This window comes from Microbacterium dextranolyticum, from assembly GCF_016907295.1.
In the GTDB taxonomy this organism is placed as follows: Bacteria; Actinomycetota; Actinomycetes; order Actinomycetales; family Microbacteriaceae; genus Microbacterium; species Microbacterium dextranolyticum.
In genome coordinates this window covers 2480926-2498228 of sequence record NZ_JAFBBR010000001.1, presented here as the reverse complement: position 1 = coordinate 2498228, position 17303 = coordinate 2480926, and the positions used below count along the sequence as shown (strand labels likewise).

Here is a 17303-nt window from a genome sequence, read left to right as displayed (position 1 = left end):
GACGGCTTTCTGCGGAAACGGTGGGGCTGCCTCTATCTTCGTCCGATTTCCTGGGCGTCGAATCCACGCGGCGCGCCCCGTGTTCGCCCGGATGAAAGGGGAGATCCGTCGCGCGACGGCTCTCCCCTTTCATCCGGATCAGGCGTCGCGGCGACGCCGACGCAGGAGGGTCATCGTGGACCCGGCCAGAAGTGCGAGCAGGCCCAGCAACGCGGCGGCGCGCACGACGACGTCCTCGCCGCCGGTCGTCGCCAGGTTCGGGTCGGAGCGGTCCGCGGCGACCTGCGCCGTCGAACCGGTGGTCGAGCCCGAGGCCGAACCGGAGCCCGGCTCGGGGGATGCGGCTGTCACGGTGTACGCGCGGCTCACCGTGGTCGTGTTCCCCGCGGCATCCGCGGCGCGTGCCGTGAGGACGTGCGAGCCGGCCTTCGTCTCGTAGCCGGAGATCTCGCACGCACCGGCCAGACCGCTGGTCGCGTCGGAGGCGACGCACGCCGGGATCGCGGGGACCTCCCCGGGGCCGTACGCCGCGCCATCGGCGGGGCCGCCGGTCAGTGCGAGCACGGGCGGTGTGGCATCTCGCATCACGACGACGTCGCCGGTTGTGGTGCCCGCCTCGTTCGTGGCGCGACAGGGCAGTGTCGTGCCGGTCGTATCGGCGGTGACGGTCGTCTCCTGGCATCCCTCGGTTGTGAGCGTGCCGTCGCCGGTCACCGACCACTGCGCGGCGACGTCCGAGGTGTACCAGCCGTTCGCGCCGGCGGTGCCCGACACGTGCGGCGTGACGACGGGCGCGGCGGTGACCGGAGGCTTCCACATCGTGGCGCGCAGCGGTGTCACGGTGATACGCGAGAGTGTCGCGCTGCCGCCGTCGGCCCACGCCGTGATCCTGTCGGCTCCCTCGTGGGGGAAGACCTGATCGGTGATCGTCATCCGTCCACCGTCGGTGAAGAGCTCGACGGATGCGCGATCGAGGTAGAGCTCGAAGGTCACCGTTCCGTCGGGTGCGAGTGCGACCGGGGCATCCTCGATCGACGCGAACGAACCGTTGAAATCGGTCACGCCCGAGGTGCGGCGGTCGACGAACACGCGCCCGGTGTCGCTGTCGTACCCGATGTGCGTGCCGCTCGTGTCATCGCCGAAGACGGTGATGCCCGAACGACCCGTCGCGCCGGGCGTCAGCACGACATCGACGCGCGCCGTCGTCGCGCGGAGGTCGCCGAGGTCCACCGAACCGCCCTGTGCGCCGTCGAGCACGATGCCCGATCGAGTCTGGGCGCGAGAGGTGTCGAGCTGGTCCTGCACCTGGGCGACCGGCTTCTGCGCCAGCCGCGGGCCGCGGGGCGTCGTGACCAGCGTCACCTCGCGCGGCAGTGCCATCGAGCTGCGCCAGGTCGAGGTGGGGATGTCTTCGGCGTAGTTCCAGTTGTTCATCCAGGCCTGCATGATCCTGCCCGACGTGGGCGCTCCCGAGTACGAGACGCCGGCGTAGTAGTCGCGGCCCCAGTCGAGCCAGTCGTAGCCCTCGAGGCGCGTGCCGGCCGCCTCGGGCGAGAACATGACCTGATCGAGCAGGATGTGGCCCCACCCGAACCGGTTGTTGTCGATGACCTCGATGTGGGCCTGCCGGCCCCGGAACTCGCGCACGTTCCAGCTCGTCCAGTCGAGGGTCTCGCTGTCGGCGCCGGTTGCGCTGCGGACCACCTCGCCGTCGACGACGAGATTGACCGAGGTCTCGCTCGAGCGGGGGACGGCGGGCGCGTCGCCCATGACCACGTGGTCGAAGGTGAGGTGGCCCCACCCGCCGGTCGCGTGGTCGACGATCCGGATCTGTGCGGAGCGGCCGGCGAACTCCGCGACGTTCCATCCGCGCCAGTTGAGCTGACCCGACTGCGGTCCGGTCTGGGTGCGCACGACCTCGCCGTCGACGAGCAGCTGCGCTTCGAGCGTGCCGTCGGTGCGCGCGCCGCCGCCGATCAGGAAGGAGATGTTTCGCCCGTCGATCGTGAAGGCGGGAGAGGTGAGCTCGCCCTGGTTGTCGTCGCCGTGCTGGCCACCCTCCCAGGTGTTGATCCGCTTGGCGCCGAGGTAGTAGTCGCCGCCGGAGGTCGACGGGTTCCGCCAGGGCTCGGTGGCGAAGTCGCCCGTCACGGTCCACCCCGAGTCGGCGAGGGTCTCGCCGTCCGGCAGCTCGAAGTCGAACAGCGTGCGCCCCGCCGGCGGGTCGTTCGACAACTGGGTGCCGGTGACGTGCGGGTGGTTGCCGCCGCCGACGAGCAGGTTCACGAAGTCGTCGTCGATCGTGAACGTCGGCGACGACATCGTGCCCACGGGCCAGTCGCCGTCGTTGAACCCGTTGACGAGCCCCGACCCGATGAAGCCCGAGACGGGGCTCTGCCCGTCGAGGGCGCCGTGCGCGGGATCGGTGCCGAAGGGCCCGTTCTTCCCGTTGCCGGGTTCGTTGTTCACGGTCCAGTCGCCGTAGCCGTGCTCGAAGTCGGCGAAGACGTGCCCCGTGGGGAGCGCGTCGCCGGTGACGGTCGACTCGCTCGTGAACGTCGTGCCGTCGAAGTCGCCGACGAAGTACTGGCCCGCGCTTCCGCCGGCCACGCCGCCCGGGTTCAGGTTGACGACCATGACCCATTTGCGGTGGGCCGGGTCGCCGTCGACGGGGAGGGAGAAGAGGTCGGGGCATTCCCAGATGCCCGCGACGGAGTTGGCGGGGCCGAAGTCGGACAGGTGGGTCCAGGTGCGCAGGTCGTCGCTGCGGGAGAGCACGACACGGTGCTCGGTGGCTTCGACGGCGACCATGACCCAGTACGAACCGCTCGGGCCGTCGTAGCGGAACACCTTCGGGTCGCGGAAGTTCTGCGAGTTGCGGTTGAGCACCGGGTTGTGCGCGTACTTCGTCCACGTCTCACCCTCGTCGAGGCTGTAGGCGAGCGACTGGGCCTGGATGCCCGGGTACTGCGGATGCTGAGGGGTGTAGGCCGAGGTGTACACCGCGACGAGCGGAGCCGGCCCGCCGGGCGTTCCGAATCCGGAGGTGTTGTTCTCGTCGACGACGATCGAGCCCGAGAAGATGTCCTCGATCGCCTGACCGGAGTCGTCGAACGTCTGCGGGATCGCGAGAGGCTGCTCGGTCCAGGTGAGCAGGTCTGTCGACGTCGCGTGGCCCCAGCTCATGTTGCCCCAGCGGGTGCCCGACGGGTTGTGCTGGAAGAACAGGTGATACGTGCCGTCGACGTAGACCATGCCGTTCGGATCGTTCATCCAGTTCGTCTCGGGGGTGAAGTGGATGAGCGGCCGGTACTGCTGCTGGGCGGGGTCGATCTCGTCGCTGTGCGCGGGCGAGGCGACCTGCACCGCGGCGGCGAGGCCGATGGCCGCGGCGATCGAGAGCAGTCGGCGCAGCCGGGTGTGCCGGGGTCGTGCCGATCGTCCATGAGTGAGGTGCACTGTGTCAGCCCTTCGTCGCGCATCGTGGTGACATCGATGTCAGCCGTACATTGACGGCAATGTTATGAGTTTCCACGGAGGTGCGCAAGCACTCGCCGTGCATCCCTGACATCGATGTCAGAGATGTCGTCGAGAAGGCTGTTCAGCGCGGCGCGATGATCTCGCCGCTGCCGCGCGCGATGAGCTCCGTGGGAACGACGATGCGCACCGGGGCGGAGTCGTCGCCGTCGATCCGCGCGAAGACCCGGTCGGCGGCGATCGCGCCGATGCGCTGCGGGTGCTGCCGGATCACGGTCACGCCGGGCTCGAGCAGGTCTCCCAGGGGCACATCGTCGAAGCCGACGAGCGCGACGCTGCGCTGCAGTCCGCGGGCGCGGAGCGCCCGGAGTGCGCCCACGGTGATGAGGTTCTGGCCGCCGAAGACGGCGGTCGGCGGGTCCTCTCCCGCCAGCAGTTCGCCGAGGGCCCGCTCGGCTCCCTCGGAATCGTGCAGCCCATCGATGATGGTCGCCCTCACCGAATCCGCCGATGTCAGCCCCTCGACGAAGCCGTCTCGTCGCTCCGTCGCGGTCTGGATGTCGAGACGGTCGATCAGGGCGACGATCCGGCGGTGGCCGTGCGCGGCGAGATGGCGGGCGGCGCGCCGCGCTCCCGCGCGGTTGTCGCTGGTGACGACGTCGGCATCGATGCCGACGGGTTCGCGGTCCACGAAGACGACGGGGGTGCCGCGCTGGATCGTCGGCAAGAGATAGGCGGCGCTGCGCGACATCGTCGTGAGGATGAGCCCATCCACGCGTCGACGCAGGAAGGCACCCACCGCCGCCTCCTCGCGCTGCGCATCGTCGTCGAGGCTCGAGGCGAACACCGAGACCTCGCGCGGCAGGGCTGCGTCTTCGACCGCGCGACTGATCGCCGAGGCGAACGGGTTGTCGATGCTGCTCAGCAGCAGCCCCAGAGTGCGCGTGCGCCCGCTCGCCCGGCGCAGGCTGCCCGCCTGCAGGTCGACGTGGTAGTCGAGCGCGCGGACGGCCGACCAGACGCGCTCGGCGGTGGCCGCCGACACGTTCGGCTCGGCATTGATGACGCGCGAGACCGTCTTCGTGCCGACACGGGCCAGGGCCGCGACATCCTTCATCGTCGCGCGCGGGCGCCGACCCGGAGTCGCGGCATCGCTGGGTGGCATCGATCACACAATCTGGCAGAGAGGGACGGGTCGCTCCGACTCTACCCATGCTCTCCCCGTGCTCGATTCAGAGACAGCGGATGCCCCGGAGAGTGACTCCCCGAGGCATCCGCTCACCGCTTCGTCAGAGCGAGCCGGTGGCGCCGAGACCGATGTCGGTCTCGTAATCGACGTCGCGGGTCTCGCGTGAGAGCACGAGGGCGATGAGGGTCAGCACCGCCGACCCGGTCAGGTAGACCCCGACGAGCCAGGGCTGTCCGTCCGCTGCGGCCCACAGGCCCAGGGCGATCGACGGGGCGACGGCGGCGCCGAGGATGGACGAGACGTTGTAGGCGATCGCCGAGCCGGTGTAGCGCACGTTCGTCGGGAACAGCTCGGGCAGTACGGCGCCCATGGGGCCGAAGGTCGCGCCCATCAGCATGAAGCCGACGACAAGGAATCCCTGCACGAGTGCGCCGGTGAACTTCGGATCGGTGTGCGGCAGCAGGAAGATGTTGAACGTCACGCCGAGCGCCGCGATCAGCGCCGTCACCCAGATCAGCAGCTTCTTGCGTCCGACGGCATCGGCGATCGGGCCGGACAGCAGTGTGAAGATGCCGAAGAACACGACACCGACGATCTGCATGATGACGAAGTCGGTGTAGCCGAACCCGAGGCCGGGAACTGCGGCATCCGCCGGCTTCGTGCCGTAGGCGAGGGTGAAGCTCGTCATCAGGTAGAAGAGCACGTACGTCGCCAGCATGATGAACGTGCCCAGGATCAGGTTCTTCCAGTGGCGACGGACGACCTCGCCGAGCGGGAATCTGCGGATCGCACCTTTCTGCTCGGCCTGGGTGAAGGTCTGCGACTCGACGAGCTTCAGGCGCACCCACAGGCCGATGATCACCATCACCGCGGAGAAGAGGAAGGGCACACGCCAGCCCCACGCGAGGAACGCCTCGGATTTCTGCGCCGGACCGTCGGGGTGGGGGAGGGCGAAGTTGATCACGAGGAACAGCGCGTTCGCGATGATGAAGCCGATCGGCGCACCCAGCTGCGGGAACGTGCCGTACCAGGCGCGCTTGCCCTTCGGGGCGTTCTCGGTCGCCACCAGGGCGGCACCGGACCACTCGCCGCCGAGGGCGAAGCCCTGGAACAGGCGCAGGAGCAGCAGGAGCAGGGCCGCCCACCAGCCGATGTCGTGGAACGTGGGCAGGCAGCCGATCAGGAAGGTCGCGATGCCCATCACGAGCAGCGACGTGACGAGCGTCGCCTTGCGCCCGAACCGGTCGCCGAAGTGGCCGAAGACGACGGCGCCGATGGGCCGGGCGATCATCGCCGCGCCGAAGACGGTGAACGACGCCAGGAGAGCGGTCGTGTCGTTGCCGGTCGGGAAGAAGAGGGCCGGGAAGACCAGGACGGCGGCGGTCGCGTAGACGTAGAAGTCGTAGAACTCGATCGTGGTGCCGACGAGGCTCGCGGTGATGACACGCGAGCGGGAGTTGACGGGGGCGGATACTGCCGTGGAGGACATGCGGAACTACTGCCTATCGATGGATATCGAAGGTCCTCGTGGGACGGTCCGGCGCGGGGCGTGCCGTGCAGGGGTGCGTGCAGCGGACGCCGCAGCTGTGAGGTCACCGGGGCGCCGACAGGTTCGCGGCGCAAGGGGTTCAGTCTACGCCCGGTCGGCGGGCGGGTGCCCCGCACCGGCGGCGCCGGGCGGGGGCGGCGCCCGTCAGCGCCAGAGGACGGCGAGCGCGGCGTTGAGGAAGGTCAGGATGCCCACGAGCCAGAACAGGGCCGCGGGGGCGGCGCCGCTCTTGCGCTGACGGGCGGTGCCGATGCCGAGGACCGCGCCGATCGCGAGCAGGACGACGAGCTTCGTGCCGAGCTTGGTGTAGTTCAGGGAGTACTCGATGCCCCACGGCGCGGCCAGAGCGAGGCCCGCGACGGCCGCGATGACCATGCCCCACGTCATGAGCCGCGTGATGCGCTTGCGGCCGACCGCCTCGACGACCCAGGCGCCGAACAGGATCGCGAAACCGGTCAGGTGGACGAGGACGACAGCGTGCCGCAGGATCTCCATGCCTTCAGTCTAGCTGATACCCCATCGCGCATCGTCCCCTCATTCGGGCCCACGAAACCCCGCGAGACCTCGCTTATGTCACGTTTCGAAGCGAAAAAGCGTACACAAGCGAGGTCTCGCGGGGACTCCCGGCAGGCCGGGGCAGAACGGGCCGGCCGGGGCGGAGCGGGGAGGCGGGCGGAGCGGGGGCGGTCAGGCGGTCAGGCGCGCAGTTCGCGCAGGAGGAGCGCGGTGCGCAGGGCCGCGTCGGCGGCCTCGGCGCCCTTGTCCTCCGTCGAACCGGGGAGCCCGGCCCGATCGATGCCCTGCTGCTCGTCGTCGAGGGTCAGCACCCCGAAGCCGACCGGCTTGCCGGCATCCAGAGCGACGCGCGTCAACCCGTCGGTGGCCGCCGACGAGACGAACTCGAAGTGCGGCGTGCCGCCGCGGATGATGACGCCGAGCGCGACGACCGCGTCCGCGCCGGCATCCAGCGCGGCCTTCGCCGCGACGGGCAGCTCGAACGATCCCGGAACGCGGACGAGACGCCACGACGCGCCGGATGCCTCGAGCACGCGCTCCGCGCCGGCGATCAGGCCGTCGGTGATGACGTCGTGCCACTGCCCCGCGATGACGACGACGCGCAGTCCCGTCCCGTCGATCGGCTGGGTCTGGGGCGCTCCGTGACCGCTCATGCGTGCTCCTTCTCGTCGTGGGTCGTCGGGGCGGCCGTGCTGTGGGCGAGGGCCGCGTCGAGCTCCGCGGCGCCGATGATGTGGCCCATCCGGTCGCGCTTGGTCTCGAGGTACTGGTGGTTGTTGGGGCCGACGCCGACCAGCAGGGGCACCTGCTCGACGATGTCGAGGCCCAGGGCGCGCAACTGGTTCACCTTGTCGGAGTTGTTGGTGAGCAGGCGGATCCGCTCGACGCCGAGGTCTTCGAGGATCCCCGCCGCCGCGGCGTAGTCGCGGGCGTCGGCCGGAAGGCCCAGCGCCAGGTTCGCGTCGACGGTGTCGAGGCCGCGCTCCTGCAGGCTGTACGCGCGCAGTTTGTTGATGAGGCCGATCCCGCGTCCCTCGTGGCCGCGCATGTAGACGACGACGCCGCCATCGCGCTCGATCGCGTCGAGAGCGGCGTCCAGCTGCGGCCCGCACTCGCACTTGAGCGAACCGAACGCCTCACCCGTGAGGCACTCCGAGTGCACCCGCACGAGCGGGGCGTCCTCGGTCAGGTCGCCCGAGACGACGGCGATGTGATCGGTGCCGGTGACGCGGTCCTTGTACGCGAGAAAGCGGAACGAGCCGTGCGAGGTGGGCACCTGGGCCTCGGCGCGCAGGCTCACGCGCCGTCGCGCGCCGTGGTCCGGGCGGTCCGCGCCGGTGTCGGCGTCGTGCTCGTCGAGGTACGCGATGAGCTGTTCGATCGTGATGACCGGGATGCCTTCGCGCTCGCCGAGCTCGAGCAGCGCCGGCAGACGCATCATCGATCCGTCCTCGGCGACAACCTCGCCGATCGCGGCGACCGGCTGCAGACCGGCGAGCTTCATGAGATCGACACCGGCCTCGGTGTGTCCGGCGCGTTCGCGGACGCCCCCGTCGACGGCCCGCAGCGGCAGGATGTGGCCGGGACGGATCACGCTCGTGGGGGTCGAGGCGGGGTCGGCCAGGACGTTCAGCGTGTGCGAGCGGTCGGTCGCGCTGATGCCCGTCGACACGCGGTCGGCGGCGTCGACGCTCACGGTGTAGGCCGTGCCGCGCGCGTCCTCGTTCACCGCGACCATGGGCGGCAGATCGAGCCGGTCGGCCCATTCGGCGGGCATGGGGGCGCAGATGAACCCGCTCGACCAGCGAATGGTCCAGGCCAGCCATTCGGGAGTGGCGAGCTGCGCCGACAGGATGACGTCGCCCTCGTTCTCGCGCTTCTCGTCGTCGGCGACGATGACGGGCTTGCCGGCGCGCAGCGCGTCGAGGGCCTCGGGAATCTCGGACAGGCTCATCGGGAGCCCCCTTCGGTGGTCGGGTGGGTGAATGCCAGCAGGCGCTGCACGTGCCGCGCCAGGATGTCGGTCTCGAGGTTCAGCCGGTCGCCGACGCGGCGCAGGCCCAGGGTGGTGACCTCGAGCGTCTCGGGGATGAGTGACACCTCGAACCAGGCGGCAGGGGCATCGGCGGGGGAGACGGCACTGACGGTGAGCGAGACCCCGTCGACCGTGATCGAGCCCTTGTCGACGACGAGGGGCGCGAGCTCGGTGGGGAGCGACACGCGCACGACCTGCCACTGCGCACCGGGGCGCACCTCGAGCACCGTGCCGGTGCCGTCGACGTGCCCCTGCACGATGTGGCCGCCGAGGCGCGTGTGCGCCGCGAGCGCGCGCTCGAGGTTCACCGACGTGCCGACGGCGATGCCGGAGAGGCTCGTCATGTCGAGGGTCTGGCGCATCACGTCGGCGGTGAACCAGTCCTCGCCCTGGTCGATCACGGTCAGGCACACCCCGCTGACGGCGATGGAATCGCCGTGCCCGGCATCCGACACCGCCTTCGGCCCGCGGACGGTCAGCCGCAGGCCGTCGCCCGACGGTGCGACCTCGGTGATCTCACCGCGTTCTTCGATGATCCCCGTGAACATCAGTCTCCTTCTTCCGATTTCCGAGCCTGTCGAGGGGTCGCGACGACCAGCAGGTCGTCGCCGAGGCGTTCCACGTCGCGCACGTCGAGGCGCCGCTGCGCGTCGATCGTCGGCACGCCGATGTCGCCGAGAGCGAGGCGGTCGCCACCCAGAAGCGTGGGAGCGACGTAGACGAGGAGCTCGTCGACGAGACCTGCGCGCAGGAACGACGACGCGAGCGTCGGGCCGCCCTCGACGAACACCCGGTGCGCGCCGAGCTCCCGCAGCCGGTCCAGCAGATCGGGCAGGTCCTCGCCCTCGTCCTGCAGGAACGGTCGTGGATGCCGGCGCACGGCGGCCTCCTGCGGCACCGCTCGGGTGCCGATCACGACCGGCCTCGGCTGTGCGTCGTAGAGCGATCCGTCCGGGCGCCGCGCCGTGAGCGCGGGGTCATCGGTGAGGAGGGTGCCCGTGCCGACGACGATCGCGTCGGCATCCGCCCGGCGGCGGTGCACGTCGGCGCGCGCGGCGGGTCCGGTGATCCACTGGCTGGTGCCGTCGGATGCCGCGGCGCGCCCGTCGAGCGACTGCGCCCACTTCGCGGTGACGTGCGGGCGGCCGAGCCGCTGCACGGTCAGCCAGGAATCGAGCAGCGCCCGCCCCTCGTCGCCGCGGAGCCCTGCCACGACTTCGATGCCGGCGGCGCGCAGGCGCGCGGCTCCTCCGCCCGAGAGCGCCCCCGGATCGTCGGCGGCGTAGACGACGCGGGCGACGCCGGCCTCGATGAGTGCCTCGGCACACGGGCCGGTGCGGCCGGTGTGATTGCACGGTTCCAGAGTCACGACCGCGGTGGCGCCACGTGCGGCATCGGGTCCGTGCTGTGCGCCGAGCGTCGTGAGGGCGTCGACCTCGGCGTGCGGGGTGCCCGCACCGCGGTGCCACCCTTCGCTCAGGATCTCACCGGCGGGGGAGAGGATCACGGCACCCACCTGCGGGTTCACGCCGCGCGGGCCGTGGAGGGCCAGAGCGAGGGCGCGGCGCATCGCGGCGTCGTCGCCCGTCGCGGGGTGGTGCTGCACGTCCGGCATCCGTCGGTCCTCCGTCGAGGCCCCGGGGGCGATGCGCAGTCCGCACGACGGACACCGCGGACGGCGTCGCCTGTGCTTCCTCCCATCCGGACTAGCGACAGGTTCTCATCGAACCTCATCGCATCACCGTCGGTCCCGGAATTCCACCGGATCAACCCGCCGATCTGTCGATCGGACGGGCTCGCGGACTCTCACCGCCGGTTCGGATTCTCACCGACCCCGGAGCACGTTGTTCTGCTCTCGATCCTACTCAACGCGCCCGTTCCGGTTTCATTCCGTGTCGGCCTGCGGCGCCGGCCCGGTGCCTGGCCGATGCGCGCGCGCATCCGCGGGCGCGGGATGCCCGGGGTGCGGCACCGGCGGGTTCGCGCCTAGCCTGGGGAGCACGGGAGCTCGAGGGGGCGAACATGGCAGAGACCGCCGGTACGGCACACACCCGCGGCGACCTGCGTGCGCGCCCGCACGCGGACGTCCTCATCATCGGCGGCGGCATCAACGGCATCGCGACGTTCCGCGACCTCGCCCTGCAGGGCGTCGATGTGGCGCTCGTGGAGCGCGATGATTTCGTGTCGGGTGCCTCCGCGGCATCCAGCCACATGATCCACGGCGGCATCCGCTACCTCGAGAACGGCGAGTTCCGGCTCGTGCACGAGGCCGTCACCGAACGCAACGCGCTGCTGAAGACCGCGCCGCACGTCGTGCGCCCCCTGCAGACGACCATCCCGATCTACTCGACGTTCTCGGGGCTCCTCTCCGCTCCGCTGCGCTTCGTGCGCCACGGCTCGGGAGCGCACCGCGAACGGGGTGCGGCGCTGATCAAGATCGGGCTCGTCATCTACGACTCGTTCTCGCGCGGTGGCGGGTTCCTCGGTCGGGGCGCCGTTCCCCGCCACGCCTTCCACGGGCGGCGCCGCTCGCTCGCACAGCTGCCGCAGCTCGACCCGCGCGTCGCCTACACGGCGACGTACTGGGATGCCTCGCTGCGCGACCCGGAGCGCCTCGCGATCGACCTTCTGCGCGACGGGGTTCGCGACGGCCGGACCTCGGGAGCGGATCGCGCCGCCGACCGGGCGCGCGCGGTGAACTACACGGCGGCGGTCGGCGCGCGCGGTGACGCCGTCGTGCTGCGCGACGAGAACGGCGAGTACCCCTTCACCGCCGAGGTGGTCGTGAACGCCGCCGGGCCCTGGACCGACCTCACCAACAGCGCGCTCGGTGAGCCCACGGCGTTCATGGGCGGCACGAAGGGGTCGCACATCGTGCTCGACCACCCGGAGCTTCTCGCCGCCACGGGGGGACGCGAACTGTTCTTCGAGCACTCGGACGGTCGCATCGTGCTCATCTATCCGCTGCACGGTCGCGTGCTCGTCGGCACCACCGACCTCGAGCACGACATGGCCGAACCGGCCGTGTGCACGGAAGAGGAGGTCGACTACTTCTTCGAGCTCGTCGCGCACGTCTTTCCGTCGATCGCCGTCGACCGTTCCCAGATCGTCTACCGGTTCTCGGGGGTGCGCCCCCTTCCCGGTCACGGCGGCACCGCCCCCGGTTTCGTCTCGCGCGACTACCGGATCGAGGCGCGCGGCCTCGCCGGCACAGGGTCGCCGCGAGTGCTGAGCCTCGTCGGCGGCAAGTGGACGACGTTCCGCGCCTCGGCCGAGCACCTCGCGGACCGCGTTCTCGCCGAACTCTCCCTGCCGCGGCGGCGCTCGACTCGAGGGCTGCCGATCGGAGGCGGCGCGGGGTATCCGACCACCGAGCGCGCCCGCCGGCAGTGGATCGCCGCACACGCGTCGGGGCTCGGACACGCCCGCGCCGCGCGACTGCTGGAGCGCTACGGCACCGCGGCCGAACGCGTGATCGACGCCATCCGCGTCGTAGGAACGGACGACCAGCCGCTCGCGACGCTGCCGGAGTACAGCGCGGCCGAGCTGCGGCACCTGGCGGCGACCGAGCGCGTGGTCCACCTGGACGATCTGCTGATGCGCCGCACGTCGATCGCGTTCCGCGGCCTGGCCACGGCCGACGCCGTCACCGAGGTGGCCGAGGCGGTCGCGTCGACGCTCGAATGGGATGCCGCGGCGGTCGCCGCCGAGATCGACCGCGCCCGGGAGCGCGTGCACGCCGCCGACGAGTCGTGGGCGGGGAGCACGCCGGTGGCATGATCCCGGTTGCGCCGCGGGCTACTTCAGCAGTCGGCTGAGCCGGCGGTCGGCGAGGAGCTTGCCGCCGGTCTGGCAGGTCGGGCAGTACTCGAGAGAGTTGTCGGCGAAGAAGACGCTGCGTACCTCGTCTCCGCAGACGGGGCATGCCTCGCCGCGTCGCCCGTGGACGGACATGCCGCGGCGCTTCGCATCCTTGAGATCGGCCGGCGGCCGGCCCGAGGCGGCCGCCACGGCATCCGTCAGCGTGTGCCGCATCGCCTCGTACAGGCGCGTCACCTCGTCGTCGCCAAGGGCCGCGGCCAACGCGTACGGCGACATTCTCGCGGCGTGCAGGATCTCGTCGGAGTAGGCGTTGCCGACCCCGGCGATGATCGTCTGGTCGCGCAGCACGCCCTTGATCTGGGTGCGTCGCCCCTCGAGCAGGCCCGCGAGGGTGTCGCGCGTGAAGGTCGCATCCAGAGGATCGGGGCCGAGCCGCGCGATGCCGGGGACGTCGACGGCGTCTCTGACGACGTACACCGCGAGGGATTTCTTCGTGCCCGCCTCGGTGAGGTCGAAGCCCGACCCGTCGTCGAACCCGATCCGCAGGGCGATCGGGCTCTTGCCGGGACGGATGACGGTGCTCGGCACCTGCTCGTACCAGCGCAGCCACCCGGCCTTCGCCAGATGGAACACGAGGTGGGGCGAACCACCGTCTGGCCTCGCTGTCGCGAGGTCGAGGAACTTGCCGTGCCGCCTCGCGCCCTCGACCCGGGCACCGACGAGGGCGTCGAGCGGGGGATCGTAGGTCTTCAGGGCGGCGATGTTCGTGACCGTCGCCTTCGTGACCTCGAGCCCGACGACGCGGTCGTTCATGAAGTCGACGAGCCCCTGTACCTCCGGCATCTCGGGCATGGCCCCATCCTGGCACGCACCCCCGACACGCGGGCGGGCCGGGCGGCGTCGAACTCAGAAGCCGCTTATCGGCCAGATCTGCGGGGTGCGGTCGTCGTCGGCGAGGAGCCCGGCGATGTAGCCGTCGGAGCGGACACCGGCGCCGTTCACGAGCGCCGCGCGCACCATGCCTTCGTAGCGGAACCCGAGCGAGTGCGCGATGCGCGCGGACGCGGGGTTCGACGTCACCGCGCGCCACTCGATCCGTGCCAGCCCGAGGCCGTCCGGGTGGAAGCCCCAGTCCACGACGGCGCGCGCGGCCTCGCTCGCCAGCCCCCGTCCCCGCGCGGCAGGAGCCATCCAGTAACCGATCTCGCCCGCGCCGGCACCGAGTCGGTGCAGGCCGATCATCCCGACGAGGGTGCCCTCGTGCCGCATCGCCCAGGTCGTCTCGGTGCCCTCCGCCCACCACTGTGCGGTCTTCGTGACGAACCCTTCGGCATGCGAGCGCTCGTACGGCGACGGGACGGTCGTGAAGCGCTGGATGTCCGCGTCCTGGCACGCCGCGAAAACCGCGTCGACGTCGCCCTCATGCGGCGCCGACAGCTCGAGCCGCTCGGTGCGCAGTGTCACCGGCTCCATCGATCGCTCCTCTCGAGCGGTGCGTCAGCGGCGGCGGAGGAAACCGATCTTGTCGTACACGTCCGCGAGTGTCGCGTCGGCGACCTCGGCGGCCCGATCGGCGTTGGATGCCAGCACCCGGTCGAGTTCGGCGGGGTCGGCGAGCAGCTCCAGGGCGCGGGCGCGCACCGGACCGAACTCGTTCACGACGACCTCGGCGAGACCTTTCTTGAAGTCCCCGTAGCCGCGGCCCGCGTACTCGTCCTCGATCGAGGGGATCTGGCGACCGGTGAGGGCCGCGTAGATCGTGAGCAGGTTCGAGACGCCGGGCTTCTCGTCGCGGTCGTAGCGCACCGAGCCGTCGTTGTCGGTGACGGCGCGCATGATCTTCTTCGCCGAGACCGCCGGGTCATCGAGCAACCACAGCACACCGGCATCCGACTCGGCGGACTTGCTCATCTTCGACGTCGGGTTCTGCAGATCGTAGATGCGCGCGGTCTCCTTCTGGATGACCGGGATCGGCACCGTGAACGCTGTGCCGTAGCGGGAGTTGAAGCGCTCGGCGAGGTCACGGGTGAGCTCGACGTGCTGCTTCTGATCGTCACCGACCGGCACGATGTCGGTCTGGTAGAGCAGGATGTCGGCGGCCATGAGGATCGGGTACGTGAACAGGCCCACGCTCGTCGCGTCGGAGCCGTAGCGCGCGGACTTGTCCTTGAACTGCGTCATGCGACCGGCCTCTCCGAAGCCGGTGATCGTCCCGAGCACCCAGGCGAGCTCCGCGTGGGCGGGCACCTGCGACTGCACGTACAGCGTCGACTTGGCGGGCTCGATGCCCGCGGCGATGTACTGCGCGGCGGTGCGGCGGGTCTTCTCGCGGAGCTCCGCGGGGTCCTGCGCGACGGTGATCGCGTGCAGGTCGACGACGGAGAAGAACGCCTCGTAGGCATCCTGCAGGTCACGCCACTGCAGGAGCGCACCGATGTAGTTGCCGATCTGGAGCGAATCGGCGGACGGCTGCATTCCGGAGTAGAGGCGGGGCCTGGTCATGGTCCCAGTCTATTGAGCGGATGTCATGGCTCCGACTCTCTCGAGCGGATGCCTTAGCTCCGACCGCTACCGGCGCGTCAGAACGCGTAGTCGGCGACGACCGGCGCGTGATCGCTCCATCGGGTGTCGTACGAGGGGGCGCGAACGACGTGATAGTCGGTGACGCGCGCCGCCAGGGCGGGGGTGGCCAGGTGATAGTCGATGCGCCACCCGGTGTCGGTGTCGAACGCCTTGCCGCGGTTCGACCACCACGTGTACGGACCGTCGACCTCGCCCGCCCAGCGCCGGCCCACGTCGACCCAGCCGAGACCGGTGCCGGTCGTGCCGTCGATCGCGTCGACCTGCTCTCCGGCCGGTGCGGTGAACCGGTCGAAGTACGCGCGCTCGCGCGGCAGGAAACCGGCCTTCTTGAGGTTGCCCTTCCAGTTGCGGATGTCGAGGGTACGGTGGCCGACGTTGAGGTCGCCGGTGATGAGGGCGTGGTCGCCGAGCTCCGGCATCCGCGCCTGCATCGCGTCGAGGAAGGCGTACTTCGCCTCCTGCTTCGGGGTGCCGTCTTCGCCGGTGTGGACGTATGCGCTGACGATGGTGACGAGCTGTCCGTCGACGTCGATGTCGGCCTCGACCCAGCGACCGCGGGAATCCAGGGCCTCGTCGCCGAGCTCGATCCGCCAGATGTCGAGCGGTTCGCGTGCCGCGATCGCGACGCCGGCGCGGCCCTTGGCGAGGGCCTCGTCGTTCACGACGTGCCATCCCGGCAGGGCGTCGGCCAGGTGCACGGCCTCACCGCGTACCTCCTGCAGCGTCAGCACGTCGACGTCGGCTGCGTCGAGCCACGCGGTCATCCCGTTGCGGACGGCGGCGCGGATGCCGTTGACGTTGACAGAGGCGATGCGAAGGTTCCGGGGCACCGATCCAGCCTACTGAGCGCGTCCGACACCGTTCGCGAGTGCCCCCTCATCGGCGCGGCTCGGAAAGAGGAACCGGCGCGGAGACGACGACGGGGGAGCGGATGCCTGCACGTCGGCGAGCTCCTCCTTCGCCGCGCGCAATGCTCGTCGTGCCGGCAGCCGGCGGTACCACGGCGCCGTGTCGGAGGCGGCACGGGCCGTCCGCAGCCGCACCTGTGCGGCGAGCACGAGGGCGGCGTGCTCTTGGCGCAGCCGCTCGGTTTCGCTGAGCGGCGACAGCGGCTCGTCGACGTCCGACGCGGAGACCGCGATCCACGATGCGGCCACGAGGATCAGCACGCCGATGACCCGGAACCACAGCAGCAGACCGATGAAGATCGCGAACGTGGCCAGCAGCGGGTTCGAGGGCGTGTAGCGCAGCAGCAGGCCGGCGCCCAGCTGCAGCACGGTGATGGCGCCGCCGCCGAGGACGGCGCCCGGCCAGATCCGCCGCCACCGCAGCGACGTGCCGGTCAGGAACCGGAACAGCAGCGCCAGGGCGCTGGAGAACAGTCCCACCGAGACCGTCACCGAGGCCACGCCGACACCGAGCTGATACCAGCCGGATGCCTGGTCCAGGCCCAGCAGCGCGAACACCCAGCTGAGCGCCGTCGTTCCCGCGACGCTGATCGCGAAGCCGAGGATCAGGGCGATGCCGAACGCGATCGAGGCGACGAGGTCGCGCGCCTTCAGCAGCAGGTACGAGCGCGTGTCGAAGGGCAGGCCGAAGATGTCGCGGACGGCGCGCCGAGTGAAGGTCACGAAGCCGATCGCGGTCCACATCGCCGTGCCGACGGCGATGAGGCCCGTCACGGCGAGCACACCCGTCGACTCCGCGGCGATCGCCATCGCCTGGTCGGTCGTGATCAGGCCGCCCTCATCGGCGATGATCCCCGGCAGATATCCGTTGATGACCTCGATCAGCGCACGCACCGCGTCGGGACTGCCGCCGAGCCAGAGCCCGACGGTGGCGAAAGCGACGTAGATGACGGCGAAGAACGCGAACAGCGCCTGGTAGCTCACCCCCGCCGCCAAAAGGAACCCGTTGTGCTGTAAGAAGTGGCGCCACACCCGCACGGGGAACAGTGCCAGCGTCTTGCGGGTGATCTCCGTCGCGGTGCTCAGCGGGCCGTCGAGGCGTTCGAGTAGCGCCGCTTGGCGCTCGTCCCAGCTGCGGCGCAGCCGCTCCTCCTCCACGCGTGCGGCGTCGGCCGCAGCAGGATGGGACGGCGGTGGGGCGCTCACGAGGCCAGGATATCGATG

General features: G+C 70.6%; 14 protein-coding genes and 1 riboswitch. Of the genes, 1 reads left to right on the top strand and 13 read right to left on the bottom strand.

Going from position 1 to position 17303, the window contains the following annotated elements:
* Window positions 1-138 precede the first annotated feature (138 nt).
* From JOE64_RS11430 to ribD, 8 genes are all read right to left on the bottom strand, one after another.
* The gene (locus tag JOE64_RS11430) at window positions 139-3273 is read right to left on the bottom strand and encodes a glycoside hydrolase family 32 protein (protein WP_239532196.1); all 3135 of its coding nucleotides are present in this window, start codon (window positions 3271-3273) and stop codon (window positions 139-141) included.
* A 328-nt stretch (window positions 3274-3601) separates the two neighbouring features.
* Complete coding sequence (locus JOE64_RS11425; protein WP_239531754.1) at window positions 3602-4642, bottom strand: LacI family DNA-binding transcriptional regulator; 1041 nt, start codon at window positions 4640-4642, stop codon at window positions 3602-3604.
* Between the two features lie 124 nt (window positions 4643-4766).
* Window positions 4767-6155, bottom strand: coding sequence for an MFS transporter (locus JOE64_RS11420; protein ID WP_204964367.1), 1389 nt, complete (start codon window positions 6153-6155; stop codon window positions 4767-4769).
* Window positions 6156-6359: 204 nt separating this feature from the next.
* Window positions 6360-6710: a Fe-S protein gene (locus JOE64_RS11415; RefSeq protein WP_204964366.1), complete on the bottom strand. Its 351-nt coding sequence runs from the start codon at window positions 6708-6710 to the stop codon at window positions 6360-6362.
* 200 nt (window positions 6711-6910) lie between these two features.
* Window positions 6911-7384: a 6,7-dimethyl-8-ribityllumazine synthase gene (ribH, locus tag JOE64_RS11410; protein ID WP_204964365.1), complete on the bottom strand. Its 474-nt coding sequence runs from the start codon at window positions 7382-7384 to the stop codon at window positions 6911-6913.
* Window positions 7381-8685 (bottom strand): GTP cyclohydrolase II, encoded by a 1305-nt coding sequence (ribA, locus tag JOE64_RS11405; RefSeq protein WP_204964364.1) that lies wholly within the window; start codon window positions 8683-8685, stop codon window positions 7381-7383. The genes ribH and ribA overlap by 4 nt, the downstream gene beginning before the upstream one ends.
* Window positions 8682-9314 (bottom strand): riboflavin synthase, encoded by a 633-nt coding sequence (locus tag JOE64_RS11400; protein WP_204964363.1) that lies wholly within the window; start codon window positions 9312-9314, stop codon window positions 8682-8684. The genes ribA and JOE64_RS11400 overlap by 4 nt, the downstream gene beginning before the upstream one ends.
* Window positions 9314-10381: a bifunctional diaminohydroxyphosphoribosylaminopyrimidine deaminase/5-amino-6-(5-phosphoribosylamino)uracil reductase RibD gene (gene ribD / locus JOE64_RS11395; protein WP_239531753.1), complete on the bottom strand. Its 1068-nt coding sequence runs from the start codon at window positions 10379-10381 to the stop codon at window positions 9314-9316. The genes JOE64_RS11400 and ribD overlap by 1 nt, the downstream gene beginning before the upstream one ends.
* 70 nt (window positions 10382-10451) lie before the next feature.
* A riboswitch (FMN riboswitch) is annotated at window positions 10452-10611 on the bottom strand.
* A 177-nt stretch (window positions 10612-10788) separates the two neighbouring features.
* On the opposite strand from ribD, the gene JOE64_RS11390 reads away from it, so the two are divergent.
* On the top strand, window positions 10789-12546 hold the full coding sequence (locus JOE64_RS11390) for a glycerol-3-phosphate dehydrogenase/oxidase (RefSeq protein WP_204964362.1): 1758 nt from the start codon (window positions 10789-10791) through the stop codon (window positions 12544-12546).
* Between the two features lie 18 nt (window positions 12547-12564).
* Here the strand turns inward: JOE64_RS11390 and JOE64_RS11385 are convergent, their stop codons facing one another.
* From JOE64_RS11385 to JOE64_RS11365, 5 genes are all read right to left on the bottom strand, one after another.
* Complete coding sequence (locus JOE64_RS11385; RefSeq protein ID WP_204964361.1) at window positions 12565-13440, bottom strand: Fpg/Nei family DNA glycosylase; 876 nt, start codon at window positions 13438-13440, stop codon at window positions 12565-12567.
* Between the two features lie 54 nt (window positions 13441-13494).
* Window positions 13495-14061, bottom strand: a complete 567-nt coding sequence (locus JOE64_RS11380; protein ID WP_204964360.1) for a GNAT family N-acetyltransferase — start codon at window positions 14059-14061, stop codon at window positions 13495-13497.
* A 24-nt stretch (window positions 14062-14085) separates the two neighbouring features.
* Window positions 14086-15090, bottom strand: coding sequence for a tryptophan--tRNA ligase (gene trpS, locus JOE64_RS11375; RefSeq protein ID WP_204964359.1), 1005 nt, complete (start codon window positions 15088-15090; stop codon window positions 14086-14088).
* 77 nt (window positions 15091-15167) lie between these two features.
* Entirely contained in the window at window positions 15168-16001 is an 834-nt protein-coding gene (locus JOE64_RS11370; RefSeq protein ID WP_204964358.1) for an exodeoxyribonuclease III, read from the bottom strand.
* A gap of 9 nt (window positions 16002-16010) precedes the next feature.
* Window positions 16011-17285 carry a YihY/virulence factor BrkB family protein gene (locus JOE64_RS11365; protein WP_271202474.1) on the bottom strand — a complete coding sequence of 425 codons (1275 nt, stop codon included), beginning with the start codon at window positions 17283-17285 and terminating at the stop codon, window positions 16011-16013.
* Window positions 17286-17303 lie beyond the last annotated feature (18 nt).

Excerpts from the sequence above, each read along its gene's own strand:
- JOE64_RS11430 (WP_239532196.1), bottom strand. The coding sequence starts at position 3,273 with ATGAACGATCCGAACGGCATGGTCTACGTCGACGGCACGTATCACCTG.
- JOE64_RS11425 (WP_239531754.1), bottom strand. The coding sequence starts at position 4,642 with ATGCCACCCAGCGATGCCGCGACTCCGGGTCGGCGCCCGCGCGCGACG.
- JOE64_RS11420 (WP_204964367.1), bottom strand. The coding sequence starts at position 6,155 with ATGTCCTCCACGGCAGTATCCGCCCCCGTCAACTCCCGCTCGCGTGTC.
- JOE64_RS11415 (WP_204964366.1), bottom strand. The coding sequence starts at position 6,710 with ATGGAGATCCTGCGGCACGCTGTCGTCCTCGTCCACCTGACCGGTTTC.
- ribH (WP_204964365.1), bottom strand. The coding sequence starts at position 7,384 with ATGAGCGGTCACGGAGCGCCCCAGACCCAGCCGATCGACGGGACGGGA.
- ribA (WP_204964364.1), bottom strand. The coding sequence starts at position 8,685 with ATGAGCCTGTCCGAGATTCCCGAGGCCCTCGACGCGCTGCGCGCCGGC.
- JOE64_RS11400 (WP_204964363.1), bottom strand. The coding sequence starts at position 9,314 with ATGTTCACGGGGATCATCGAAGAACGCGGTGAGATCACCGAGGTCGCA.
- ribD (WP_239531753.1), bottom strand. The coding sequence starts at position 10,381 with ATGCCGGACGTGCAGCACCACCCCGCGACGGGCGACGACGCCGCGATG.
- JOE64_RS11390 (WP_204964362.1), top strand. The coding sequence starts at position 10,789 with ATGGCAGAGACCGCCGGTACGGCACACACCCGCGGCGACCTGCGTGCG.
- JOE64_RS11385 (WP_204964361.1), bottom strand. The coding sequence starts at position 13,440 with ATGCCCGAGATGCCGGAGGTACAGGGGCTCGTCGACTTCATGAACGAC.
- JOE64_RS11380 (WP_204964360.1), bottom strand. The coding sequence starts at position 14,061 with ATGGAGCCGGTGACACTGCGCACCGAGCGGCTCGAGCTGTCGGCGCCG.
- trpS (WP_204964359.1), bottom strand. The coding sequence starts at position 15,090 with ATGACCAGGCCCCGCCTCTACTCCGGAATGCAGCCGTCCGCCGATTCG.